The organism is Rufibacter tibetensis (genome assembly GCF_001310085.1).
Lineage (GTDB): Bacteria > Bacteroidota > Bacteroidia > Cytophagales > Hymenobacteraceae > Nibribacter > Nibribacter tibetensis.
This window is the reverse complement of the sequence record NZ_CP012643.1, coordinates 3,678,122-3,704,501: the sequence shown is the minus strand read 5'-3', so window position 1 is coordinate 3,704,501 and position 26,380 is coordinate 3,678,122. Positions and strand designations below refer to the sequence as shown.

The 26,380-nt window shown below is 46.4% G+C and carries 17 protein-coding genes; 7 read left to right on the top strand and 10 right to left on the bottom strand.

Annotated elements, in window-relative coordinates; translation table 11 throughout:
* Positions 1-10: 10 nt before the first annotated feature.
* The 6 genes from ilvB to DC20_RS15075 all read right to left on the bottom strand — a co-directional run bounded on the left by ilvB (position 11) and on the right by DC20_RS15075 (position 7,920).
* Positions 11-1,744 carry a biosynthetic-type acetolactate synthase large subunit gene (gene ilvB, locus DC20_RS15100; RefSeq protein ID WP_062544599.1) on the bottom strand — a complete coding sequence of 578 codons (1,734 nt, stop codon included), beginning with the start codon at positions 1,742-1,744 and terminating at the stop codon, positions 11-13.
* A complete protein-coding gene (gene ilvD / locus DC20_RS15095; RefSeq protein ID WP_062544598.1) occupies positions 1,707-3,428 on the bottom strand; it encodes a dihydroxy-acid dehydratase in 1,722 nt (573 codons plus the stop codon). The genes ilvB and ilvD overlap by 38 nt, the downstream gene beginning before the upstream one ends.
* 224 nt (positions 3,429-3,652) lie before the next feature.
* Complete coding sequence (gene leuB, locus DC20_RS15090) at positions 3,653-4,771, bottom strand: 3-isopropylmalate dehydrogenase (RefSeq protein ID WP_062544597.1); 1,119 nt, start codon at positions 4,769-4,771, stop codon at positions 3,653-3,655.
* Positions 4,759-5,355: a 3-isopropylmalate dehydratase small subunit gene (gene leuD / locus DC20_RS15085; protein ID WP_062544596.1), complete on the bottom strand. Its 597-nt coding sequence runs from the start codon at positions 5,353-5,355 to the stop codon at positions 4,759-4,761. Before leuD ends, leuB begins: the two co-directional genes overlap by 13 nt.
* Positions 5,355-6,752 (bottom strand): 3-isopropylmalate dehydratase large subunit, encoded by a 1,398-nt coding sequence (leuC, locus tag DC20_RS15080; protein ID WP_062544595.1) that lies wholly within the window; start codon positions 6,750-6,752, stop codon positions 5,355-5,357. The genes leuD and leuC overlap by 1 nt, the downstream gene beginning before the upstream one ends.
* A 1-nt stretch (position 6,753) precedes the next feature.
* Positions 6,754-7,920, bottom strand: coding sequence for a 2-isopropylmalate synthase (locus DC20_RS15075; RefSeq protein ID WP_071885478.1), 1,167 nt, complete (start codon positions 7,918-7,920; stop codon positions 6,754-6,756).
* A 146-nt stretch (positions 7,921-8,066) separates the two neighbouring features.
* Between DC20_RS15075 and DC20_RS15070 the strand changes: the two genes are divergently transcribed.
* From DC20_RS15070 to DC20_RS15050, 5 genes are all read left to right on the top strand, one after another.
* Positions 8,067-9,614, top strand: coding sequence for a hypothetical protein (locus DC20_RS15070; RefSeq protein WP_062544593.1), 1,548 nt, complete (start codon positions 8,067-8,069; stop codon positions 9,612-9,614).
* A 234-nt stretch (positions 9,615-9,848) separates the two neighbouring features.
* Entirely contained in the window at positions 9,849-10,394 is a 546-nt protein-coding gene (locus DC20_RS15065) for a DUF4062 domain-containing protein (RefSeq protein WP_062544592.1), read from the top strand.
* Positions 10,395-10,486: 92 nt separating this feature from the next.
* Positions 10,487-12,508: a hypothetical protein gene (locus DC20_RS15060; RefSeq protein WP_062544591.1), complete on the top strand. Its 2,022-nt coding sequence runs from the start codon at positions 10,487-10,489 to the stop codon at positions 12,506-12,508.
* 115 nt (positions 12,509-12,623) lie between these two features.
* A complete protein-coding gene (locus tag DC20_RS15055; RefSeq protein WP_062544590.1) occupies positions 12,624-13,901 on the top strand; it encodes a 3-keto-disaccharide hydrolase in 1,278 nt (425 codons plus the stop codon).
* A 137-nt stretch (positions 13,902-14,038) separates the two neighbouring features.
* Positions 14,039-15,604 (top strand): amidase family protein, encoded by a 1,566-nt coding sequence (locus DC20_RS15050; RefSeq protein ID WP_071885477.1) that lies wholly within the window; start codon positions 14,039-14,041, stop codon positions 15,602-15,604.
* A 246-nt stretch (positions 15,605-15,850) separates the two neighbouring features.
* On the opposite strand, the gene DC20_RS15045 is transcribed toward DC20_RS15050, so the two are convergent.
* The 3 genes from DC20_RS15045 to DC20_RS15035 all read right to left on the bottom strand — a co-directional run bounded on the left by DC20_RS15045 (position 15,851) and on the right by DC20_RS15035 (position 21,585).
* The gene (locus DC20_RS15045; RefSeq protein WP_157593175.1) at positions 15,851-17,050 is read right to left on the bottom strand and encodes a porin; all 1,200 of its coding nucleotides are present in this window, start codon (positions 17,048-17,050) and stop codon (positions 15,851-15,853) included.
* Between the two features lie 352 nt (positions 17,051-17,402).
* Positions 17,403-18,029, bottom strand: a complete 627-nt coding sequence (locus DC20_RS15040) for an alpha-ketoglutarate-dependent dioxygenase AlkB (RefSeq protein ID WP_157593174.1) — start codon at positions 18,027-18,029, stop codon at positions 17,403-17,405.
* Positions 18,030-18,321: 292 nt separating this feature from the next.
* Entirely contained in the window at positions 18,322-21,585 is a 3,264-nt protein-coding gene (locus DC20_RS15035) for a cadherin domain-containing protein (RefSeq protein WP_083470341.1), read from the bottom strand.
* A 622-nt stretch (positions 21,586-22,207) separates the two neighbouring features.
* Between DC20_RS15035 and DC20_RS15030 the strand changes: the two genes are divergently transcribed.
* Entirely contained in the window at positions 22,208-22,906 is a 699-nt protein-coding gene (locus DC20_RS15030; protein WP_218918710.1) for a hypothetical protein, read from the top strand.
* Between the two features lie 166 nt (positions 22,907-23,072).
* Positions 23,073-23,864 carry a cupin domain-containing protein gene (locus DC20_RS15025; RefSeq protein WP_062544587.1) on the top strand — a complete coding sequence of 264 codons (792 nt, stop codon included), beginning with the start codon at positions 23,073-23,075 and terminating at the stop codon, positions 23,862-23,864.
* A gap of 146 nt (positions 23,865-24,010) precedes the next feature.
* On the opposite strand, the gene DC20_RS15020 is transcribed toward DC20_RS15025, so the two are convergent.
* On the bottom strand, positions 24,011-26,329 hold the full coding sequence (locus tag DC20_RS15020; protein WP_062544586.1) for a DUF7133 domain-containing protein: 2,319 nt from the start codon (positions 26,327-26,329) through the stop codon (positions 24,011-24,013).
* Positions 26,330-26,380 lie beyond the last annotated feature (51 nt).

The window sequence follows — 26,380 nt, the reverse complement described above, 5'->3', positions numbered from 1 at the left end:
TTAGGCACCGTTATTTCAATCTGATTTCGCTTACGCTGCAGCCCTGTGGCACCATAGGAAACACGTTGTTCTCTTTGGTCACCATTACTTCCAACAGGAAGGATCCGGGGTGCGACAGCATTTCCTGCAGGGCACTGGTCAGGTCTTCGCGCTGGTTGATGCTGCGCCCGGCGATGCCGTACCCCTTGGCCACCTGCACGTAATCTGGGCTGGTGATGTCCACGAAGGAGTAGCGACGCTCATGGAACAGCTCCTGCCACTGCCGCACCATGCCCAGGAACTGGTTGTTCAGGATCATGATCTTCACGTCAATGCCGCTCTGCATGATGGTGCCCAATTCCTGGATGGTCATCTGGATACCGCCGTCGCCAATCACAGCCACTACGGTTCTATCCAGCGCCCCAAATTTAGCCCCGATGGCCGCCGGAAGTGCAAAACCCATAGTTCCCAAGCCGCCGCTGGTGATGTTGCTGCGGGTGTGGTTCAGTTTGGCGTAGCGGCAGGCCACCATCTGGTGCTGCCCTACATCGGTCACGATGATGGCTTCGCCTTTGGTGAGTTCGTTTAGTTGCTGAATCGCCTCGCCCATGGTCATCTCACCACTGCTCGGGAACAGCTCCTCACGAATCACTGCGTCAATTTCTTTCTGCTCAAATTCCCGGAATTGCTCCAGCCAGGCGGTATGCTGCTTGGCTTCTACCAATTGCGTCAGCAAGGGCAGGGTTTCTTTGCAGTCGCCCCATACAGGCACGGTGGTCTTCACGTTCTTGTCAATCTCAGCGGGGTCAATGTCCAAGTGGATGATCTTGGCTTGCTTGGCGTATTTGTCCAGGCGACCAGTCACGCGGTCATCGAAGCGCATGCCTATCGCAATCAAGACATCGCACTCGTTTGTCATCACGTTGGGGCCGTAGTTTCCGTGCATGCCCAACATGCCCACGTTCTGCGGATGGTCGCTTGGCAAGGCACCGGCGCCCATGATGGTCCAGGCAGCCGGAATGCCGGTTTTCTCTATGAACGCTTTGAACTCCTGCTCAGCAGAACCCAGCATCACCCCTTGTCCCCATAGCACGAATGGCTTTTGAGCACTGTTGATCAGCTCTGCCGCTTGCTCAATGTATTCTTTGCGCACGATGGGCTTAGGCCGGTAGCTGCGGATGTGGTTACAAGGCGTATACCCCTGAAAGCTAAATTTCTGCAGCTGCGCGTTCTTGGTAATATCAATCAATACCGGACCAGGCCGACCGGTGCGGGCAATATGAAACGCTTTGGCAATGACCTCGGGGATCTCCGTGGCATCGGTGATCTGGTAATTCCATTTGGTGACCGGGGTAGTAATCCCAATCACGTCGGCCTCCTGGAACGCATCAGTACCTAACAGGTGCGCGAACACCTGACCGGTGATGCACACTAAAGGCGTACTGTCTATCTGCGCATCGGCTAAGCCGGTCACCAGGTTAGTAGCTCCGGGGCCACTGGTGGCGAACACCACACCTACTTTACCCGAGGAACGCGCGTAGCCTTGTCCGGCATGGATGCCACCCTGCTCATGGCGCACGAGCACGTGCTTCAGATCTCCCTCAAAGTCATACAGCGCATCATAGATGGGCATGATGGCTCCGCCTGGATACCCGAAAATGGTATCTACCCCTTCTACTACAAGGGCGTGCAATAAGGCCTGACCTCCGCTAAGCAGAGTGTCTGTTTCAGGCAAGGCTGGGACTTGTTTCTCTTGCGTTAACATAGGCTTCTTCCTGTAAATCGGTGATACATCCGTGGCTGGCATCACTCACGGTTCTGATATATTTCAACAGCACTCCCCCTTGCACATTTGGCTTAGGTCTTTGCCATTGGCTTCTTCTGAGGGCTAACTCGGCCTCGTCTACCTGCACATCCATGGTGTTGGTACTCGCATCCAGCACGATCCAGTCACCGTCTTCTACTAAAGCAATGGTGCCGCCGTCATAGGCTTCCGGGCAAACGTGGCCGATCACGAATCCGTGCGTGCCACCAGAAAATCTTCCGTCTGTAATTAAGGCTACTTTATCGCCTAACCCAGCACCCATAATGGCGGACGTTGGTTTCAGCATTTCCGGCATCCCTGGTCCGCCTTTAGGGCCCACGTAGCGGATTACCACTACCTGGCCTGCTTGAATCTTGCCAAGGGTAATGCCTTCGTTCAGGTCTTCTTCTGAGTTGAAGACAATGGCTGGTCCTTCAAAACGAAGGCCTTCTTTGCCGGAGATTTTCGCCACTGCGCCTTTAGTAGCCAGGTTACCATATAAGATCTGGATATGGCCGTCTGCTTTGATGGGGTTAGAAAGCGGTCTCAATAGATCCTGCTCCTCGCCTAGGGGCTTTACATCTACTAAGTTCTCGGCCATTGTTTTACCGGTAACGGTCATCAGATCGCCTTTCAGCAAACCAGCTTCCAATAAGGTCTTCTGCACGGCGGGTACTCCGCCCAAAGCAGAAAGGTCTTCCATCAGGTATTTCCCGCTTGGCTTCAGGTCGGCGAGCACCGGTACTCGGTTGCTTACCTCCTGGAAATCTTCCATGGTCAGTTTTACACCCGCCGCGTGGGCAATGGCAATCAGGTGAAGCACGGCGTTGGTAGAACCACCTAACACGGTAATCATCACCAAAGCATTTTCAAAGGCCTCGCGCACAAGAATGTCACGGGGCTTAATGTCTTTGTCTAACAGTTGCAGGATGTACGCGCCGGTATCCAGGGCTTCTTGGTTTTTCTCGGCGCTTACCGCCGTGGAGGAAGAAGAGAATGGGAGGCTCATGCCCAACGTCTCGATAGCCGCGGCCATGGTGTTGGCCGTGTACATCCCTCCGCAGGCACCCGGACCCGGGCACGCATTCCGGATGATTCCTCTATAGTCTTCGTCAGAGATAGCGCCGTTCAGTTTTTTACCATAAGCCTCAAAGCAAGACACAATGTTCAGCTTCTGGCCTTTGTACTCCCCTCCTTTAATGGTACCTCCGTACACCATGAGTGACGGGCGGTTCAGACGCGCCATGGCAATCAAAGCACCTGGCATGTTCTTGTCACATCCCACCACGGTAGCTACAGCATCATAGTAGTGGGCTCCAGCCATGGCTTCAATAGAATCGGCGATCAACTCTCTGGAAACTAAAGAGAAGCGCATCCCGGCGTTACCGTTGGTGATGCCGTCGCTCACGCCAATGGTGTTGAACCGAAGCCCAACCATGCCGTTTGCCTGCACGCCCATTTTCACGGCATCAGCCAATCCATTCAGGTGCATGTTACAGGTGTTCCCTTCAAAACCAGTAGAGCAGATGCCCACAAACGGTTTGCGCAGATCTGCCTCTGGGATACCAGACCCGATGAGCATGGCCTGAGAGGCCGGAAGGCTGTCGTCTTTGGTGTAGATGCTGCTGTATTTATTTAAAGCCATGGTTCGTTATGCAGTGTTTTGGAGGTGTTTTTCTAAAAAAAGAGCCTATCTACCGGGTGGTGAGAAAGGCTCTAAAAGATTGTAAGAGACCGTTCCTACCCACCTTGCGGCAGAGGACGAATGACAAGAATTGAAATAATAAATCGGTGTCGCATCTGGACGGTGCTCAAGCTTTTGGTTGTTTCAGGCCTGTTATCTCAAAAACAAGCCTGAAATTGGTTCTTTTAGATGATGGTACTGATGCCAATCTCAATGTTCTTCAGGTGCCGGAAACTCTCGCCGCCTTCCTGCACATAGTTGGCGATGAACGCGCCCACTTGCTCGGTGGTAAACGGATGATCAGCTCTGAGTTCTGGGGTCAGCACGTTTTTGTCTAAGGTGTAATCTACGGCTTCCTTCACCAGGTCTGCTTCTTCCTGCATCCCGAAATGCTCCAGCATCATGGCCACTGAAAGAATGGTAGCGATTGGGTTGGCAATGCCTTTCCCTTTGGCCTGCGGGTAAGACCCATGGATCGGCTCAAACATAGCGGCAGTCTCTCCTACTGAGGCGGAAGGCAACAAGCCCAAGGAACCGGCTATCACCGAAGCTTCGTCTGAGATGATATCGCCGAACATGTTCTCCGTTAAAATCACGTCAAACTGTTTTGGGTTCAGGATCATTTGCATGGCGGCGTTGTCTACGAACAGGTAGTCCACCGCTACAGACGGGTATTCCGGGGCAATCTGCTGCACCACTTCGCGCCACAAGCGGGAGGTTTCCAGCACGTTAGCTTTATCCACCAGTGTCAGTTTGTTCCGGCGAGTAGTAGCCGACTGGAACGCCAGGTGCGCAATGCGTACAATTTCCTCGCGGGTATAGGTGCAGTGGTCGTACGCTCCGTCTGCGGTGCGGCCCTTCTCCCCGAAGTAGATACCACCAGTCAGTTCGCGGTAGATGAGCATGTCGGCACCTTGGATGCGGTCTGCTTTCAAAGGAGAATGCTCCAACAGCACGTCATAGGCAGTTACCGGACGAATATTAGCGAACAAGCCCAAAGACTTTCTAAGGCGCAACAGACCTTGTTCCGGACGCACTTTGGCCGCTGGGTTATTATCGTATTTTGGGTCACCAATGGCACCTAACAAGATGGCATCAGCTTCAAAACAGGCTTGCAGGGTAGACTCTGGCAAAGGATCACCAGTGGCGTCAATGGCACAGGCGCCCATTAATTGAACATCCAGTTCAAACTGATGTCCGAAACGCTCCGAAACCGCCTCTAATACTTTGATGGCCTCAGTACAAACTTCCGGTCCTATTCCGTCGCCGGGTAATACGGCTATTCTTTTCGTTAATACGCCCATGGTCTGCTCCTTTCGTAGTTTTCTATCGCTTCTTTCTGGTTCACTAAAAAATCAATGTCATCGTAGCCATTGATCATGCACTCTTTTTTGTAGGCGTCAATGGCGAACGGAATGCGCTCTTCCCACACGGGCACTTCCAACTCCTGGTTCACCAGGTTTACGACCAACGTAGTCTGCGGATCTGTTTCTATCTGGGCAAACAACCTGGCTAGTACTTCATCGCTCACCTGCAGCGGCAGCAAGCCGTTGTTCAAGGCGTTGCCTTTGAAAATATCGGCGAAGAAGCTGGAGATCACCACCTTGAACCCGGCATCATGGATGGCCCAGGCCGCGTGCTCCCGGCTACTACCGCAGCCGAAGTTTTTACCGGCTACCAAGATCTGCCCGGAGTAACGGCCGTTGTTCAGCACGAAATCGGATTTGGGCTGACCGGTGTTGTCATAGCGCCAGTCGCAGAACAGGTTCTCTCCAAAACCCTCACGGGTGGTAGCCTTCAGGAAACGGGCTGGGATGATCTGATCTGTATCTATGTTCTCAATCGGGAGTGGAACTGCCGTTGATCTAAGTATCTCAAACTTTTCCATTAGTTCAGGTATTGGGTGATGTCCACAATTTTTCCTTCCACGGCCGTAATGGCGGCCACCAACGGACTGGCTAGTAAGGTGCGGGAACCTGGTCCCTGACGACCTTCAAAATTGCGGTTAGAGGTAGACACGCAGTAGGCACCAGTTGGTATCTTGTCTTCGTTCATGGCCAGACAGGCGCTGCAACCCGGCTCTCTTAGTTCAAACCCGGCAGCGGCCAACACTTTGTCTAAGCCTTCTTCCATGGCTTGCTTTTCAACCAGTTTAGAACCCGGTACAATGATGGCCTCTACGTGTGGCGCTTTTTGCTTGCCCTGCACGTATTTGGCTACCTGGCGCAAATCCTCTATGCGGGAGTTAGTGCAAGACCCGATGAACACATAGTCAATCTTTTTGCCCAACAACGACTCGCCTGGCGCAAAGCCCATATACTGCAATGACTTGCTGTAACTGGCCTGCTCACTTGCCGGAACATCGGTGGGGATAAGCGCATCAATTGCCATGCCCATGCCTGGGTTAGTCCCGAAGGTGATCATCGGGGCAATGTCCTGCGCGTCAAAGGTGTATTCCTTCTCAAACGAGGCGCCTTCTTCGGTGAACAAGGTAGACCAATAAGCAATAGCCTGCTCCCAACGCTCACCTTGCGGGGCGAACGGACGGCCTTTCAAATACTCAAAAGTGATTTGGTCTGGCGCGATCATGCCACCACGGGCGCCCATTTCAATGCTCATGTTACACACTGTCATGCGTCCTTCCATGCTCAAAGCCTGGAACGCGCTGCCAGCGTACTCTACAAAGTAACCGGTGGCACCACCGGTACCCAGTTTAGAGATCACGTAGAGGATGATGTCTTTGGCTGTTACGCCAGGTCTCACCGCTCCGTCTACCGTGATGCGCATGCTTTTGGGTTTGCTCAACAGCAAGCACTGCGAAGCCATCACCTGTGCTACCTGGCTAGTGCCAATGCCAAAGGCGATGGCGCCGAAGGCGCCGTGCGTAGAGGTATGGCTGTCACCGCACACGATGGTCATACCCGGTTGGGTTAACCCTAACTCTGGTCCGATCACGTGCACAATACCCTGGTGCTGGTGGCCTAAGCCGTACAGTTCAATGTTGTGCTTGGCGCAATTCTCCGTCAGCTTATCTACCTGGAAACGTGAAAGCGGTTCCTGAATAGGAAGATGTTGGTTTTTGGTGGGTACGTTATGGTCAGCGGTAGCCACCATCTGCTCTTTGCGGAACAATGGCAGTCCACGCGCTTCAATCTCATCGAAGGCCTGCGGGCTGGTAACTTCATGAATTAAGTGCTTGTCAATGTAAAACACATCTAATTCCGCCCCCGGAATGGACTTCACTACGTGGGCGTCCCAAATCTTATCTAATAACGTCTGTGCCATATTAATTTGCAGAAACCAGGTTATCCTGCTCCACTAATTGGTGAAGGTCTTCGTCTACTACTTCTTTCTTTTTGTCTGCTACATTCAAAAAAGAGGCGTAGGCTTTGTCTAAGGTAAATTTATCAAACGCATACCCTATTTTCTGTAACCGGTACGCCAAAGCGGCACGGCCAGAACGGGCAGTTAAGACAATGGAAGAATCCTCGGCGCCTACTTCTTTGGGATCAATGATCTCGTAGGTTTCGCGGTGCTTGATCACGCCATCCTGGTGAATGCCGCTGGAGTGTGCAAAGGCATTAGCGCCCACAATGGCTTTGTTGGGCTGTACCTGCATGCGCATCATGTGTGATACTAAATGCGAGGTCTCCGTCAAAAGCTTGGTGTTGATGTTGGTGTCCAGGTTCAGATACGGGTGCTGACGGAGAATCATGACGACTTCCTCCAGGGCCGTATTACCGGCGCGCTCCCCTACCCCGTTGATGGTACACTCAATCTGGCGGGCGCCGTTCACCACCCCGGAAATGGAGTTAGCCGTAGCCAAGCCTAAATCATTGTGGCAATGGGTAGAAAGCGTCACGTTCTGCACGCCGCGCACGTTTTCATATAGGTATTTGATTTTCGCACCATATTCTTCCGGCAGGCAGTAGCCAGTGGTATCGGGGATGTTCAACACCGTAGCCCCGGCTTTGATGGCGGCTTCGCACACCATGGCCAGGAACTCATTATCGGTGCGGCCAGCGTCTTCGGCGTAGAACTCAACGTCTTCTACAAAGCTCTTGGCGTATTTTACGGCCCAAACGGCGCGCTCAATCACGTCGGCCTGGGTGGTGCGCAGTTTGAACTTGATGTGCGATTCTGAGGTGCCGATGCCGGTATGGATTCTTGGGTAACGAGCCAGCTTCAACGCTTCAGCGGCTACCTTAATGTCGTTTTCCACGGCGCGGGAAAGACCGCACACGGTGGCTTCCTTCGTTTGGGCCGCAATGGCCCGAATCGCCTCGAAATCGCCGGGGCTGGAAACCGCGAAGCCAGCTTCGATCACGTCAACTCCCAGAAGCTCCAGTTGCCGTGCAATCACCAACTTCTCATCCATGTTTAATTTGCAACCAGGCACCTGCTCGCCGTCGCGCAACGTTGTATCGAATATTTGTATCTTCTGGGCTGACATCGTTATTTTGGCTACTTATTCTTTACAAAGAAGCGCGTACTAATACGAGACCCAAAAACTATTTTCGGCCCATTTACTATTTCTAACCGCCTACTTTTTTACCATAATTAACTGATTTTCAATATTTTAATCTATTTTCATTTACAATGCCTAACCAAAATATTGATCCTATTTTTCAGTTAATAAAATCACTTACCCCTTCTGAGAAGCGGCACTTCAGGCTATTTACCAACCGAAGCGGCTCCAGCGAGGACCTTAAGTTTCTGCAGTTGTTTGATGCCTTGGACCAGCAGGACACCTTAAATGAGACCCAGATTCTAAAACAAGTGCCCAGCATAAAGAAAGCGCAGCTGGCTAACCTGAAGAATAACCTATACAAGCACCTGCTCTCCAGCCTGCGAGCATTTCACGCCCCACAAAACCTGGACATTCAACTGCACGAGCAGCTGGATTATGCCCGGGTACTGTATAATAAAGGGTTCTACCAGCAGAGTTTGAAGATGCTGGACAAAGTGAAAGCGGCGGCGCTGGAGTATGAATTACCACACATCGCGCTCACGGCCATTGATTTTGAAAAGCTAATTGAGAGCCAATACATCACCCGTAGTCTGAGCGGCCGCGCCGAGAACCTGACCCAGGAAGCCACGGCCGTTTCCACGCACATCTCCCAAATGCACCAGCTGTCCAATGTGGCGCTACGCTTATATGGGCTGTATCTGAAAGTGGGCCTGGCCCGCAACCAGGAGGACTACGATTACATTTCAAGCTTCTTTCAGGAAAACCTACCCCAAATAGACATCCGGCGGGCGGGGTTTTATGAGAAACTGTATTACCACCAATCACACGTGTGGTATTACCTCATGATTCAGGACTTCAAAAACTGTTACCGGGCCGCGCAGAAGTGGGTGAATCTGTTTGACGAGTACCCCCACATGAAGGAGCGGCGACCGGTGTTGTACATCAAGGGTATGCACAACCTGCTGAACACGCTGTACAACATCCTGTACCATTCCAAATTTGTGAAAGTGCTGCAGCAACTGGAAGACTTTGCTGCGGACACGGCGCGCCGGTCTAACCCCAATGTAGAAACGCTGCTGTTCCTGTACATCTACACCAATAAGATTAACGGCTATTTTCTGGAAGGCAAGTTCACCGAGGGATTGCAGGTGATACCGGGCGTACTCAAGAACCTGGAAGGCTTCCAGGCACAGCTAGACCCGCACCGCATGCTGGTGTTCTACTACAAAATTGCCAGCCTGTACTTTGGCTCCGGCGATTTCAAGAAAGCCATTGAGTACCTGAACAAGGTCATCCATCACCAGAACACGAGCTTGCGCGAAGACCTGCAATGCTTCGCGCGTATCCTGAACCTGATTGCCCACTACGAAGCTGGCTACGACGACGACACCCTGGATTACCAGATCCGGACAGTGTACCATTTCCTGGGCAAAATGGACAACCAGCAGCAAATGCAGGTAGAGATTTTCAAGTTCCTGCGTACCGTAGGCAACATTGCCCCTTACCAGTTGAAAGACGCTTTCATCACCCTCAAAGAAAAGCTGATCGCCATTTCCCAGAACCCCTACGAGCGGCGTCCTTTCATGTACCTGGATATCATCTCCTGGCTGGAAAGTAAGATTGAGAACGTACCCGTGCAGGAAATCATGCGCCGGAAACAGGGAAGGCTGAAGTAGAAAGGCGTTTTAAGAGTGTTTTAAAAATTCTGGCTTTAATAAAGAATAAATTGTACTATCCTTTACTATAAGTAAAGAACTATATAGTATATTGGGCAATGTAGTTGACCTATCTAGTTTCAGAATATTTTATAAATGAATCCAGGCTTCTATAGTTAACGCCGAGAACCTAATCTCTCCAATTGTTCTAATATACTTGTTGTACAAATCTATTTTCAAAAACAAAAATAATTTATGGAAGCAAAAATATACAAAGCTTTTATTGCATCACCTAGCGACACAAATAGAGAACGTGATATATCAGAAAAAATCTTCAATGAAATAAATTCTGGTTTAGGACATATCTATAATTTTAGAATTGAATCTTTAAAATGGGAAAATGACGTAAGACCATCGATTCAAAACAAGGACGGACAATCCATAATTTTCAATCAGATAGGCGATGAATATGAAATATTCATCGGTATTATGAACAAAAAATTTGGAGCACCTACACCAAGAGCTGGTTCAGGGACTGAAGAAGAATTTGAATCCGCATTCAATAGATATAATCAACATAAAGACGTCGAGGTAATGTTCTATTTTAATGATGAACCTCCTAAATCGATGTCAGAAATCAATGCAAGTGAATGGATTAAAATTACATACTTTAAAAAAAGGTTACAACCATTAGGAATATACGGACAATATAATGGAGTTTTGGATTTTGAAGAAAAGCTAAGAAAGCACCTTAGCAAGTTCTTCATTGATGAATATAAAAAAAAAATGAAGCCCCTTTAAATGCAGAGCAATTAATCAATAGGGAGACATTAAAAAAGATTTTTAATAAACGTTTTAATGACTCCTTAAAAGGATTTGATGACCAACCTAAAGTGTGGGTTGAACCAGTTATAAGTAGAAGAAGTGAAATTTCTCAAAATCCTGACGAAAATTATAACCAAAGAGTCTTAATTGAGGAATTACTCTTCTCAGAAGAATCTTACTTGATTAATTCACCAGCACAGTTTGGGTTAACAACTTTAGCACATCACTTAGTTTTAACAGCTTGGGAAAATAATTACCTATGGGTTTATATAGACAATTCGTCGACAAAGCCTCACACAATACATAATGCTGTAAAAAATGAACTTACTTCACTTGACCAAAAAGAAGAAAATTTAAAGTGTATAATTTTTGATTCTTTCTTAAGCCAGGATAAGGTTTCTTTAAAAAAACTAAAAAAACTAGCTGAAGCAAATCGTGGAAAAAAGATTATTGTAATGAACTCCGTAGATGAAAGTTTATACTTGGATAAAGATGAAGATGATACAAATACAGAAGAGAATATAGAAATAAATATTGATTTTATAAAACTACACTTAATTGCATTACCCAGAAACCAAATAAGAAGCATTGTAAATCAATATAATAAAGAAAGAAAGATAGCTGATGACGATAAGGTATTGGACAAAGTAACGACAGAATTAGAATGCTTAAATTTACATAGAACACCATATAACGTCCTTACTATACTTAAAGTATCAGAAAAAAATTTTGATGACAGTCCAGTCAATAGAACAAAAATGATAGAAATGATATTGTTTGTTCTATTTGACTTTGGTGAGATACCAAGATATAAAACAAAGCCCGATTTGAAAGATTGTGAATATGTTTTAGGAAGGTTTTGCGAGCTAATGTTAAAAAGAGAGAAATTTACTTTTTCAAAAGATGATTTTTTAAGAGAATTAAAAAGCTTTTGCAAAGAAAAATATATTGAATTAGATATAGAGGTTGTATTTGAAGTTTTACTTAATAACAATATAATAGTATTTGACTATAAAAGCTTTAGGTTTAAGTCTTCTTTTTGGATTTACTATTTCGGAGCTAAAAGAATGCATATCGATCAAGATTTTAAAAAATTCATATTTGATTCAAAAAAATACTCTTCATATCCAGAAATTATAGAGTTTTACACAGGAATAGACAGAAATAGGGATGATGCTCTTAAAATATTATTAGATGATATTAGAACAACAAAGGAAACTGTCAAAATTAAATTAGGAATTAATGAGGATATAAATCCTCTCAACAGCATAGAGTGGGTACCATCTGAGGACGCAATCGAGAAGATTCAAGAGGAGATAAGTGAGAATGTATTAACTTCTAATCTACCTGACATTGTAAAAGATCAGTTTTTAGACAACACATACAATCAAATAAAACCATACAATCAATCCATACAGAGAATTTTTGAGGAGTATTCTTTATTGAATTTGATACAACAAATTAAAGCTTCATCAACAGCTTTGAGAAATAGTGATTATGCTAATCCCCAAATAAAGAAAGACTTGTTGAACGAAATTTATCAGTCATGGCATCAACTATCAAAAGTTTTGTTTGTTTTAGCTCCTATTATGGCTTCAAAAGGACAAGCATCCTTTGAAGGTGCTGCATTTGAATTAAACGGAAACTTTGGTAGCACTTTTGAGGAAAGATTAACAAAGATCCTTACAGTATTACCAACAAATATAATAGGTTATTTCAAAGAGGATTTATACTCACCTAAAATAGCTCCATTACTTTATGAAAAATTTAATTTAGAAACCAATGAACTCATGAAACATCAACAAGCCTTGATGTTAATTTTTAAACGCCCATCTGGTTGGAAACAACAAATTGAGAATTACATCACAACTCTCAATAAAAATTCATATTACCTATCCAATACTGTAAATTCCTTGAGAACAAAATACAGGTATGATTTTGCTTCAAAAGAAGAATTACATGATATAAAATATTTAGTAAAACTAGGCTTAGCTAAACATCAATTCGGAGCAAAGAAACCGAACATATTACAAGTGACAAAAATAAGTGACAAAAATTTACCACAAAGGGAATTCAATGGGGAGGAATAGTTTTCGCTTTTAACCTTACCAATTTATAAATCATTTTCCAAGTTGGGTCCTACTATTCTTAAATTCGTAAGCTTAGAAGACTGAATTGATACAGTTCAGATTTAAATAAATATTAATGAAAAGATTATTCGGGCTGTTAAGCATACTTGCCTTGGCTATTCTAGCTTTCAAACCTGCTGATGATAAAACAGTTTCCAACCTCTCTAATGACGCTGGTTGGGTGGAACTTATCAATGGAAAAGATTTGACTGGTTGGAAAGCCACCGAAAATCCTTCTACCTGGTCAGTAACTGACGGACTTTTCCAGGCCGACGGAAAACGTTCACATCTCTTCTATGAAGGAGAATACCTGAAAGATGGTTTCAAGAATTTTGAACTGGAAGTGCAGGTAAAAACTTTCAAGTTGGCGAATACAGGAATCTATTTTCATACCAAGTACCAGGAAACAGGCTGGCCCGATACCGGTCTGGAAATACAGGTGAACAACACCCATATTGGGGAAGGGGATTACATCGAACTCAAAAAAATGGCCAGCCTTTATGGGGTGCGGAATCTATACAAAACGTTTGGCAAGGACGGAGAATGGATGACGGTAAAAGCCCGCGTAGAGAGCAATCGTGTCCAGGTTTGGCTCAATGGCATGAAAACAGTTGACTATCTGCAGCCCGAAAAAACCTTTTCGGCCATAAGACGACTTGGGGAAGGAACGTTCTGCCTCCAAGGGCATGATACCCTGAGTAAAATGCAGTACAAAAGTTTCAGGGTGCGCCGCTTGCCAGATGATGCCCGTTCCAACCTGGCTGCTCCTACATTGGGTGCCTGGCATGACAGCCTCGTGGCGCTGCAGAGCCAGCAGTTTGCTTTTATTGATTTAAATCCAAAAACCACTTTATCAGCAAAAGAACTTGCCAACTACTATTATACCACAGGCATAAACGTTTCCTTGGTAAAGAGTCCTGCCTCTGCCAAAGAACTGGCAGCAGCTAAAAACCTACCACTTTTTACGGGCATAAAAGTGACTGCTGCTAACCAGGCAACGGCTAAGGCATCAACCGCTGACTATATTATTGGCGAAAGCAATGATTTAAAGAGCGCGAAGGCATTGCTTCGCGGCAAGAAAATAAATATCTGGTCTGATAAGGGCAGAACCCTTAACAACCCTAAGACCGCAGAGTTGTTAGACATGGCCAAGCAAAACAATATTGCCATAGAAATTGACAATGTAAGCAATAGCCCATCGCTGGAAATCATAAAGATAGCAAAAGCCAAAGGCTGTAAATTCACGTTCGCGGGACTGGTGCCTGCTTCTAACATGCAGAAATCAATGTTTGTCATGAGGGCCATTAAAGAGGCAAATCTTACTTATAAAGACCTGTATATTCCCAAATGGTAGAACTTTCTAACACACCTTGATTTAAATACTGGCTGTTATGGTGCTTGTAAACTATGATGTGGAATAAAAAACTTACCCCAAGCCTTGTGTAAATTCATGCTGCGTCACAGCGTGTCATTCATATTTAAAGAATACTTATGCGACTTTACTTCTCCAAGGCACTTAGCTTATTCGTTTTATTAGCCCTGTTTAGTGCCTGCACCCGAACGGGTAAAGTAGGAACCGGAGCGGGCGGGCAATTTGCCGTGGAGGAAGCGACCATTGCCGACATCCACACTGCTTTCAAGAAAGGCACCTGTTCCTGTGAGCAGTTGGTGACCACCTACCTGCAGCGGATAGAAACCTACGACCAGCCTACCAGATTAAATTCCATTGTCCTCACCAACCCAGAGGCGCTTCGGCTGGCACGGGAGTTGGATGCGGAATACCGGCGAACGAAGAAACTGCGGCCGCTGCACTGCATTCCGCTCATTGTGAAAGACAATTTCAATACTAAGGGCCTGCAAACCACCGCGGGCTCGCTGGCGCTGAAAGGCTTTGAACCGGAAACCGATGCCTACCAGGTGCGGGTATTGCAGGAGGCCGGCGCGTTGGTGCTGGCCAAATCCAACATGGCCGAGTGGGCCTTCAGTCCCATGGTCTCCATCAGCTCCATCGCGGGCGAAACGCTGAACCCCTACAACCTGGGGCATGTGCCAGCCGGATCCAGCGGCGGCACGGCCGCAGCGGTGGCAGCCAACCTGGGCACCGTGGGTTTGGGTTCCGATACCGGCAACTCCATTCGCGGCCCTTCTTCGCACACTGCCCTGGTGGGCTTCCGCTCCACCCTGGGCCTTACCAGCCGCGCGGGCATCGCGCCGCTTTACTTGCGCAACGACGTGGGCGGCCCCATGGCCCGGACGGTAGAAGACGCTACCCGCATACTGGAGGTAATTGCGGGGTACGACCCGGCTGATCCTTTAACCGAACACAGCCGGGGCAAGGTACCGGCCAACTACCGCCAATTTCTGGATAAGAACGGCTTGAAAGGTGCCCGGATTGGCGTGCTGCGAACTTTGAGTGACAAAGATCCCGACCCACAGGTAAAAGCCTTGTTTGAGAAAGCCATTGCCGACATCAAACGCCTGGGCGCCGAAATTGTGGATCCGTTTGAAGTTCCTAATTTTGCGGAGGTAAGCAAAGACCAGTGGTGTTCCGTTTTCCAGCACGATATAAACCAGTACCTGTCGTCCCTAGGGTCCAAGGCACCCGTAAAAAGTATACAGGAAGTGTGGGCTTCGGGCAAATATTCGCCCTACATCAAAGAAAACTTGAAATACCAACTGGACCAGACTACCGCTCCGGCTGCGGATGCCACCACCTGCGGCGATGCCTACCACGATACCCGCCGTATCGCTTTCCGGGAAGCCGTGACCGGGGCCATGAAAAAGCACCGTTTGGATGCCGTCATCTATCCCACCTGGAACCACCCGCCCGCCAAAGTAGGCGATTTCAAGGGCTACAAAGGCGACAACAGCCAGATCATTGCGCCGCACACGGGCTTACCCGCCTTTACGGTGCCCATGGGCTATACCTACGACAACCTGCCTGCCGGGCTGCAGTTCTTGGGCGACCTATTCGCAGAACCCACGCTGATCAGGCTCTCTTATTCTTATGAGCAGGGCACGAAGCACCGCAAGCCGCCGGTACAGTTTAGTAATTAATTAAGGCGGCAAGAGTTTAAACAATAAAGGCAGAATATAGAATTCTGCCTTTATTGTTTTCGGAATCCAGGCAAATGCCTTAATCCTAGTTGAACAATTAGTATTGAAGAAAGAAGACGCTTCCCTCATTAGAAATTAGTAAACCACGCACTCTAAGGCGATTACTGCTTTAGAGTGCGTGGCTTATTTTACTGTGTGAGGCACTACTGTTACTTGTAGCGGTTACCCTTTTACAAGAAACTGCAATTATAAGGCGATTTCCATTTGCATCCTGAACTGTACTCTGTCGTTTCTGCCTTGCTCTTTGATTAAGGTTACATCGCTCTGCACCTTCAGGCTATGGTCTACAATGTATTTTGATAATCCGGCAGTGTATTGTTCTTGCTCCCCTATACCGGTTACAGCGGTAGGATCGAAGGTAGTATATCGGCCTGCCATCTCCCAATTAGACGCAAGCAGATAGCCTGCCTGCAGGTTAAGAGCTTTGCCTGTTACAAAAGTTTCGTCTACGGTACCATCAAGTTGGTAACTAATAACAGGGGTTCCATTGGGCACCTTACGGTCTGCGTATTCGCCCATAGCCGAAAAACCTTTGTACTTAAACATAGCATCTACAAACCAAGTACTTAAGTCGCGTTGTTCACTCAGAAAACTTCCTAACTGTCCACGCGAACGAGATGCATTATCGTTAAAATCATAAGATGCGGCCAAGGCTAGTTTTGGGGTTTCTTCCCTTGCAATATCGCCGCCAACATAGTCTCCGTCACCCTGGAATTCGCCAAGTGGCAATATCTCTATGCGTCCGGTATAGTCATAACCTCCGGCATTATTTACAGTTATATCGCGGCCCTCCCCCATGGAGATGGAAGCCATTTCGCGTAGCAATACTGTACCAACTTGATGTTCATTGCGTAACTGGAAACCTGCATCGCGGTCAAGATTTATACGCGAATTCAACAAACTTCTATCTACAAACTGGAGCTTTTGAGAGGAGATTACACGCTCACGGTTACCAGGCAACTTTGTCTGACCAACCCATAACGACAGCGTTGGTGTTAGCTGGTATTTAGCTACGGCATCAAGAATGATGTTATCTGCATTATTTGTCTGGCTGATGTCGCCACCACCACCGGCACCTATATCGCTGTTACTTAGGCCCAGCTCAATTTTGTATACAAGCCTTGGCGTGAATGCGTAGCCATCAAACTTAAGACGGGCTCTTCGTATCAGGAAACGATCATCCCAGCCCTTGGTGCCTTTCGTATGCACGCCTTGGTAAAGCGTCTGAAACCGTATTCCAAATTTGAAACTAAATGAGGAATCTTCAGCTACAACTTGAATTCCTTTTCCAAACTTTGTTCTGTTTATACTTTGGGCTTGCGCATTAAAAACAAAGAACAAGGAGATAGAGAGCAGACATACTACTCTGGTGAGCTTGATAGTCACAGTAAGTAAGGTTTAGGTGAGAAATAAGCCTTTTATTGTGGTAAAGCCATAAACCTCAAGAAAGCTCATCAGTTAGTCAGGCTGAGAAGCGTTTGGTTTCAACTGCTTTGGTTTTACACGTACAGCACAGAAGCTATGTTGTTCTACCACGGTGCAAAACTACAAAGCCATTAATACCTAACTATTAACTCAATGTTATCTCAATGTTAACAAATAGCTTGATACTTTATAAGCTATTAATTCTTGCAAATGAAATCAATCTCTTACTTTACACTTTCAGTGTTGGATAAAGACAGGAAAGACAGGCTTTGAATCAATCAGTACAACAACTTCGTGTTGGAACTCCTACTTATCAAGAGTTTATATTGAATTGTTCGTGTAACATCTTCGCTACTTTCCCTTCAGGGTTGATGGGCTTCACTTTCTTCATATTTACCTTTCGGTAAGTAATAGAGAGCCTTCTTTCCCTATGCTTCACGTTTCCATCAACAACATCTTTCTTTCTGGAAGGGATGGAGTGGTTCCACTTATACCTGGCCTCATCTTGCATCACATACACTGAACGCCTGGGAACCTCCACATCCACCACGTCTTTATTTTTGATATGTATGAATTTCATGATGCAACCACTTCCAAGATTAACACCACAGATTTGGTTTTCGAAATAGTTCCTGTCCTTATGAGGCCTGAGCCCCTCTCCGGGAAAGTATTCATTAATGATGACCTGGTCTGGTTGGATGGATACTATCCCCTGTTCCGTTAATTGTTCTGACAATTTGTGAATCAGCGGGGGCATAGGAACTGGAAAGCTGATCAGATCATAGGGAGACTCCAGTTCATTCCTGTACCCATAATATTGCAACCTCCTTTCGTAATCAACTACCCATATCTGGTTGTCAATTTCCTTTATCAGTTCATCTTCCATTGATTCACTGATAAAGTCATGGTAGAGTAGCAAACCTGGTACTGCTGTTTCCATATTCAAATCATTTAAGGCACTTGTAACTAAAAAGTTATCTGCTAAAGATTTAGATAACGCTTCCCATAAGGTTAAGTTTAAATTGAGTAACAAGATCCTCCAGGCAGAAAGCAACAGTGGCTAAAATCCCTTTGTCTGCCTATGTTTCACCAAGACATTTTGTTTCTTTTCATCTACCTAACTCTTAGAACTTTCTCAAGCCCCAAACCGAAACAAGTTTTTAGCTGAAGGGAGTAGCGGCACACATGAACAACCAGGCATGTTCTTGAATGCAAACAAGTACTACTGCTTTCTAGCGCCCGCTATTTTTGGCAGCAGCAGATCCACTTTTGATGATTCGGTTAGCTTTTTGAAAATCCTTCCCTTTTACCGTAATGATATACATACCATCTACCTCCTGATTTAGATCATACTTTATTTTATTCAAACCTGCTGTAGCCGCATAAGAACTGGCACGAACCAACTTCCCGGCAATGTCCCTGATTTCAACAATTATATTTTCCGGATTTGTCATTGAGATTTCCAAAGTAAAAGCAGCGGAGGTTGGATTAGGATAGGAAAGCATGCTTACCTCAGTTATTGTTGTTACATATTTTACTGCAACAATGGCGCTGGTTTCAGATTCACCGTTGAAATCTACCTGCCTTAACCGGTAATAGTTAATACCTTCCAGTGGATTGTTATCAGTGAAGGAATAGTTAAGTAAGTTGAGGCTATTTCCTGCACCTGCTACCTGGCCTATTTTAGAGAAGTTTCGGCCATTGGTGCTACGTTCTACCTCAAAAGTTTCATTTTCCTGCTCTGTAGCAGTTTGCCACGTTAAAAGGGCATTCTTCTTGTTTCTTGTGGCCTTAAAGTTTAAAAGAGCAACCGGCAGGGGTGTTTCTTCAGTTACTTCTGTCACTGTAACTGTGATGGTTTGCTCTTTAGACAATACCCCATCGCTTACTATAACGGCTACAGTATACACGTTTGAATTAGCTGCTGAACCAGGTGCTTCATAGTCTGGGGCTTTCATAAAGGATAAAGCACCAGTGGCAGGATCTATTCTGAAACTACTTTGGTCTGGGCTGGTGGAAATAGAATACACGATTGTATTATTTTCCGGGTCAGTTGCCGCTACGGTCATCACACTGGTAGTATTTTCTGGTACTGAAACTGAACTGGCAGAGGTGAAAACCGGAGCTTCGTTTACGTTGGTCACGGCAATTGTAAAAATCTGGCTGGTGGTATGGGTTCCGTCTGAAGCTAGCACCCGGATGGTGTGGGAAGTAGCTGCTTCAAAATTCAATAAAGCGCCATTTGCTACCGTAACTACGCCGGTTGAGGCATCTATAGCAAAGCGGCCACCAGCATCGTCAGATAAGGAGTAACTTACCCTTGCTTCCGCATCTGTTGCATAAGCAGTTACTCCTACAACCGTGCCTGTAACAGCATTCTCAGGTATTGTGTTAGTCTCTGCATTTACATCTGTTGGAGTGCTAGGCGGGTTCTCATCCACCACATCAGTTATGGTTACGGTAATTGTCTGACTTTTAAACAGGTTACCATCACCTACCAAAACTCCTACTGTATATACGTTAGTACCGGCAGCTGAACCCGGTGCCTCATAATTAGGAATATAATTTACAAAGGATAATTCACCAGTATTAGACTTGACGTTGAATTTAGTATAATCCGGAGAACTGAAAGAATTAGCATCTAAGAAATACTCAAGGGTACCATTTTCTGGATCGGTTGCAGTAACTGTAATCACATAGGTTGTATTTTCCGGCATAAAAACCGCAGAGGCAGATGTAATAACTGGTGCTTCGTTAACATTGGTAACCTCAATGGTAAAGGTTTGGCTGGAAGTTAAACTACCATCTGAAACTTGCACGGTAATGTCTAAAGAAGGAGTTGTCTCAAAGTCGATAACCGCACCGCTTGCCACTGAAACTACCCCTGTGGAGGAATTGATGGCAAACCGATTCTCAGGATTTACAGACAGGGAATAGGTAAGCGTAGTACCGGCATCCGGGTCTGTGGAACTGGCCGTTATGCCAACCAGGGTACCTCCTGCCGAGTTTTCGGCCACGGTATTAGCAGCCGTATTTACATCTATAGGAACTGAAGGCCCCTCGTTATCATTGGTTACAGCTATGGTAAAGGTCTGGGTGGAAGTTAAACCGCCATCTGAAGCCTGTACTGTAATGCTATAAGAAGTGGCAGTTTCGAAATCCAGTAGCGCACCGTTGGCTACGGTAACAACTCCTGTAGAGGCATGTATAGCGAAGCGACCGCCAGCATTATCGGTTAAAGTATAACTAATAGGTGCTCCTTCCGGGTCGGCAGACGAAGCCGTGATATTTACCAGCGTACCGTTAGCGGAGTTTTCGGGCACTGCATTGGCAGTAGCATTAGCATCCGTGGAAGTTGAAGGTGCCTCGTTAACGTCAGTAACCACAATGGTGAAGGTCTGGCTGGAAGTAAAGTGGCCATCAGAAGCTTGCACACTAATTGAATGGGCAATGGCCGATTCGTAATTCAACAATGAGCCGTTTGCCACTGTAACCACCCCAGTTGAGGCGTCTATAGCAAAGCGCCCCCCAGAATTGTTAGATAAAGAATAAGTAATGGTTGCTCCTTCCGGATCTGTTGCTGAAGCAGTAATACCTACCTCTGTACCATTAGCTGCATTCTCCGAAACGGTGTTGCCAGCTGTGTTGGCGTCCGTCGGAACAGAAGGCGCCTTGTTTACCTGAACAAAATAGTAGGCAGTATTCCCGTATGTGTTGTCAGCTTCTGAATTTTCAACCTGATATTTGAACACAGCGGTACCTGAGAAATTTTCATTGGGGTCAAAAGAAAGTGTTGCGTTGTAAGGGAATTCTGTTGCTGTTACGCTGGTCTGAGCCGTACCATTAATATACAGCACTCCCTGGCTAGCAGCATCTGGCAGTTCTGTGATTTTAAAATTTGTAATAGAACCCCCAGTTCCGGTATTATGTATACTTTTTATTCCGACAGTACCTAATGCGGTGGAAAGCACAAAATCGCTCTTTAAATTAGTTGCTGAAGCTGGGGGTATGGCAATTTTATTACTCCCATTATTTACGGGGATATAATATTTAGCAGAAGCGGAAAGGTTATTATCATTATCTACTACTACATAATCGAAACTAACAATAGCTGCGGATGAACTAGCACTAATAGCTGCTGCTTTGAAAGTAAGCTTTGAGGCATCACTTATAGGATATACAGTGTTAACATCTACGGGACTTCCATTTATATTTAAAGTACCTTGGCTACTAGCATCTGGTAAAACTGTAACCCTAAACTCTTTTATAAACCCATTTACATCTACTCCTCCTACTGGTCTCAATGCATTGCTTATTGTTGGATCATCATTAACATTAGCAGCAGTTACCGTATTAGCAACAAGATCAGTTTGGCCAAAAGCATGGGGTGTAATAAATAACCCCAACAAGCAAACAAGGGTAACTCTGAGTGACAAAGAACATATAATCATTTGATGAGAAAAGGTAAGGCTTGCGCTAACAATTGACAAATTCATGTTCTAATAGTTATATTTTTTGTAATATTAACATATTAGAATATGCCCATATATAATTTCGCCGGATATCCTCAATTAACCGACGAACTGATCTAAATAGGCGTTTAAATGTTTGTAAAATTTTTAAACTTGCAATTTTTATATCATTTTCTTAAAATTCTTTAATAGAATAGCTCTAAATAAGTATTTAAATAGTTATTTTTAAAATATGTATGTTTATACTTTAAAGTTTTAGAATTATTCTATAAATATCATATAACAATTTACACACCTTCTATTCTGAGCTAATTATTATGACTCGAAGGTTAAGGTTTAAATAACTCGAGTAAATCTGAGAATAATGAAGTAGAGCCTTGTCAGCAATCCTGAATTACCGGCTTGACCTTCATAAACGACAGTACTGTCTCTGGGCTACGCTCCTGCAGACTGTAAACTACAAAGCCCATGAGAACGGTAGCGGCGTAGTCATCATAGCAAACTCATTTACATTTATACCTTCCTTGCACGACAACTAACAACTATCGGCAACCTCATTGATGGCACCCCGTACTCTTTAGTTGTTTCTTACATCTGCCTTATTCTTAAGGTATTGAGGTATTATTTACCCTAACCCATTACGTATATGAACGACAAGGATCCGATTGATAACCCAGCAGAAAGATTGAAAACGGCTGCTACAGGCATGATGAGCAACCTTAAAACACAAACTGTGGGCGAAGCCGGGGAGCAGCCTACTCTATCTTATGCCGATATGGACACGGTACATGCCCTCACCAAAGACTGGCCCGCCATGTCAAGGAAAAGCATGGAGCAGATGGTGCAGAAATATGGTCCGCCCAACGAAGCCATCCCAAGCAGGCTTATCTGGTATAACAACGGGCCATGGAAGCGCACCATCGTATTCCGTGATGAGATACCGCACAACTTCCCCCAACCTCACTCAGACACCTTGGAACAGGTAATTGACTACCAGGTTCCTATTGAGAAATTTACCGAGCTCGCCCGCTTTGACGGCAGCGTGATTGTGGAGCGCACAAAAGGCGAAGTTTCAGCCCGCTGCGACATGGAAGCCGCCAACATACTTGCCCTGAACCTCATGCACGAAATTGTCACCGGCAGACTTACGGCAGAGCAGGCCCGCGAAAAGTATTCAGAACAAACCGCAGCCTTTGTCATGAACAATCCTGCGCCCTTCGCCGAAAAACTACAGTTTGAACTACCCAAAGGCAACACCATGGATACTGACCAAGTAACCATTATGGACAATATGGTCTACCAGGCCAAGGAGAAGCTGAAAGACATAACTGGAATGAATGACTAGTACCCGGTTAAGCTAAGCATACGTAATGACCGCAGTCTTCTTGGGCTGCGGTTTTTTGTTGACCAATACCAGATTCTGAGGCATTATCCAGGAAGTTATTCAGAAATAATAGTGTATATTATAAACTAATAGAAACTTGCTGCCCTAATCAGAATCCATAAAACACATGATGAAAAGAATACTCTTGTTTACCTCCATGATATGGATAGTTGCTACTTCTGTAAAAGGGCAGACAGATACTTTGCCATCAGGCGTGTATAATCCTGATAGAGTAAAACCCAGGAGTAGTACAGGAGTTCAGGCAAAGCCTAAGGTACAGGGAAGCACTACAGACCTGGCAGGCTTTAGCTACCATACGTCCACCCTTCCTCCCGGAAAAATTAATCACCCTCCCCGGGCACTACCTAATCGGGAAGAACTGATTGTGGTAAAAGAAGGGCAGCTGCAGATCACCATCAATGACAGCAGTAAAGTGCTGGGGCCAGGAAGCATTGCCTTGATCGTAGCCGGCGATAAGCAGAGCTTTCAAAATGTTTCTGACAAACCGGTCACCTATTATGTGTTAGGCTTTACCTCAAAAGCACCAGTGAACATACCCCGCGGGGTGGCTGGCGGTGGTTCTCTGATGAAAGACTGGACAGAATTACCGGTGAAGAAAACAAGCAAAGGAGAATCACGACCTGTCTTTGACAGACCCTCATCCATGTTTCCGAGATTTGAGGTACATGCTACCATGCTGAATGCCGGAGAAGAAAGCCATGCGCCTCATACCCATAGAGCCGAAGAAGTGATGTTACTGATGCAGGGAAGCGTAACCATGAACATCGCATCCGTCAGCTCTAAAGCCGTAGCAGGTGATGCTATTTTAGTAAGGCCTGATGTTCCGCACAATCTTAAAAACACAGGAAATGAGCCGTGCTGGTACTATGCGATCAAATGGTTCCATGCCTCCAATTAAGGTGTAAGAGCAGGCCTGGAGATTATGTTGGAGTTTTGCCTTTTAGCAGGTAACAAATGAATACCTGAATACAGGTAAAGTAAAACAGTCCATTGCCAGTAGTCGCCTACTGGCAATGGACTGTAGTAAACAAGCAGTACCCCAATTTATAAAGTATTCAACTCTCCCATAGTGAATGCTTTCTGCCTGCCCTTGTACGCTTTGCGGGTCTGCTCCACATCTGCTGCCTCTATTTTACCAGCATTGTTGTTCCAAGACTTTCGAATAAAGCTTAACAGTTCGGCTATGTCTTTATCTGACAGATCCTTGTTGTGGCCAATGCCTGGCATCTCGCCAATAATGTCGGGGGTTTGGTAAAGCATTCCATTTACTTTGACGGGGCCGGTCATGCCATACAGGACAATGGGTATCAACCTGCTTTTGCTGCCAGTTACCCAGTTTGAGTTATTCAGCGGCGGCGCCAGGCGCTTCACGCCATTCCCGTCCGCCCCGTGGCAGGACTGGCAGGTGGACTTGTACAGCCTGGCGCCAACCGGAAATTCCTTTGCCAGCAGTTCAGGATCTTTGCTGCGTTTTGCATTCCTCATATCTTCCAGCACTTCTCTGAGCCGCACGTGTAGCACAGAACTTGTATCCTTGGCAGCCAATGCTTTGGTATAGAATACTTCTTCCCTGCCCTGCATACTGCTGATGGCGGCATCTGCCACATATTTGTTAGCAGGATACTGCTTTACAACCGCCTGCACCAGTCTGTCAGCAGCAGGCTTATCAAACTGACGAATACCAGGTGCCAGGAAAGCCACATAAGGGGCTGCCAGCGAATCATGTTGTGCGACCAGCTGCCCAAGCACCTGCGCAAACGTAGTGTAATTTTTCGTCGTCATGACCGAAGGCAAGACACTCAGGGCCTGCATCCGGATTGACCATTGTGGCTGTTTAAGCAGGGGCAGTACGTCTTCCGGTAACAAGGCATTCATTCCTTCCAGTGACCACAGCGCATGAGCGGCCGTTACAGGTTGCTTTGTCTGTTTCAGCAGCTGGCGCAGGGCTGGTATAGCCTGCGGATACTTTTTATCTACAAGTAACTGTTGTGCTTTGTCACGCACCCATCCGTTTTTGTGCTCTAGCAGCTTTACCAGCTGAAGTGGCTCCTGCGGCACAACCACCGCTTTAGCTTCTTTTTTGGCAGGGACTACCCTGTAAATGCGCCCACAGGTGATGGGCTGTTCCAGGTGCCTTTGGGCTATCTCTTTGGCCAGGTAATCTGTTAAGTAGAATTTATGCTGTATCACGCCCCGGTACATATCCAGCACATACAAACCACCATCGGGACCGTCGTACAGGTTGACGGGCCGGAAACGCTCATCTGTGCTTGCCAGGAACTCTCGCCCTGCATACGCCTGCGTACCCTTTATTTGGTATCCCTTTTCGTTTAGGATGTTGCGTTTGATCAGGTTGGCGGCCGGTTCAGCCACAAAGGCATTTTGGGAGTACCTTTCCCCAAACAACCCACCCCGGTAAATAACCGGTCCGCAGGCCGCTGTGAAGTTTACCAGGCGCAGTTCTTTGTTTAAAATGCCTTCCTGATACCCCCGGTTTACCCCGGTGGTAGCTCTGGCCGGATACACCCTATTGTTGCCTACCAGGTCCACATCAAAGCCTGCCACATGCTGTTGGTTCGCGTTGGCGGCTCCCATGCCCGGGGCGAAATAATCGCCTAACAGGTTTTGGGAGTTGTTGTTGTAATAAAGCCTGCCTTGATCGTCCTTTGCAATGCCCCACTGTCCCCTGAAATGCGTTTTTTCGATGAGCCATTTGTCTCCTTTTTTACGGTAGCGCTTGGTGAACTTAGCGCTGTAGATCCAGTTATCCATGGCGCGCAGTAGTCCGTTCGGTTCATGCTCCACATTGCCGCCTTGGGTATAGTTGTTATCCACTAAGGTCTTTTTGCCCGGCTTATTCTGGTTTATCTCATAATACCATAGGTTGGGCGGCATGGCCACCAGCAAGCCATCCTCTACCAGGGAGAGCGCCCGTGGCAACACAAGGGAGTCCAGGAACACCTTTCGGTCGTCAAATGTACCATCCCCGTTTTTGTCTTCCAGGATGACAATCTTGCCCGTGGGCAGTTCTTCGCCGGTGCCTGCCGTGTCAGGCATGTAGTTCTGCATTTCTGCTACCCACATGCGGCCTTTCTCATCAAAGGTCATGGCTACGGGCGAGTTGATCAGGGGCTCTGCGGCGACCAGTTCCACCGTAAACCCTTCCTCTACCTGCATCTTCTTCAGCGATTCTCCAGGCGACAATACAGGCGAGGAATCGTACATCTCCCTTATTTTAACCGAGTCTGTTTCAAGCGGCTTCCCTTCTTCCTGCACCGCCTGGGTATTACTGTTCGGCTGACAAGCCTGCAGCATGCCTGCACAGCTGATGGCCAACAAGGCACTATACAAAATACTTTTCATGCTGTACTGCTACATTCTTAATACGGATGGTGCGGCACCTGCTATCTTCCA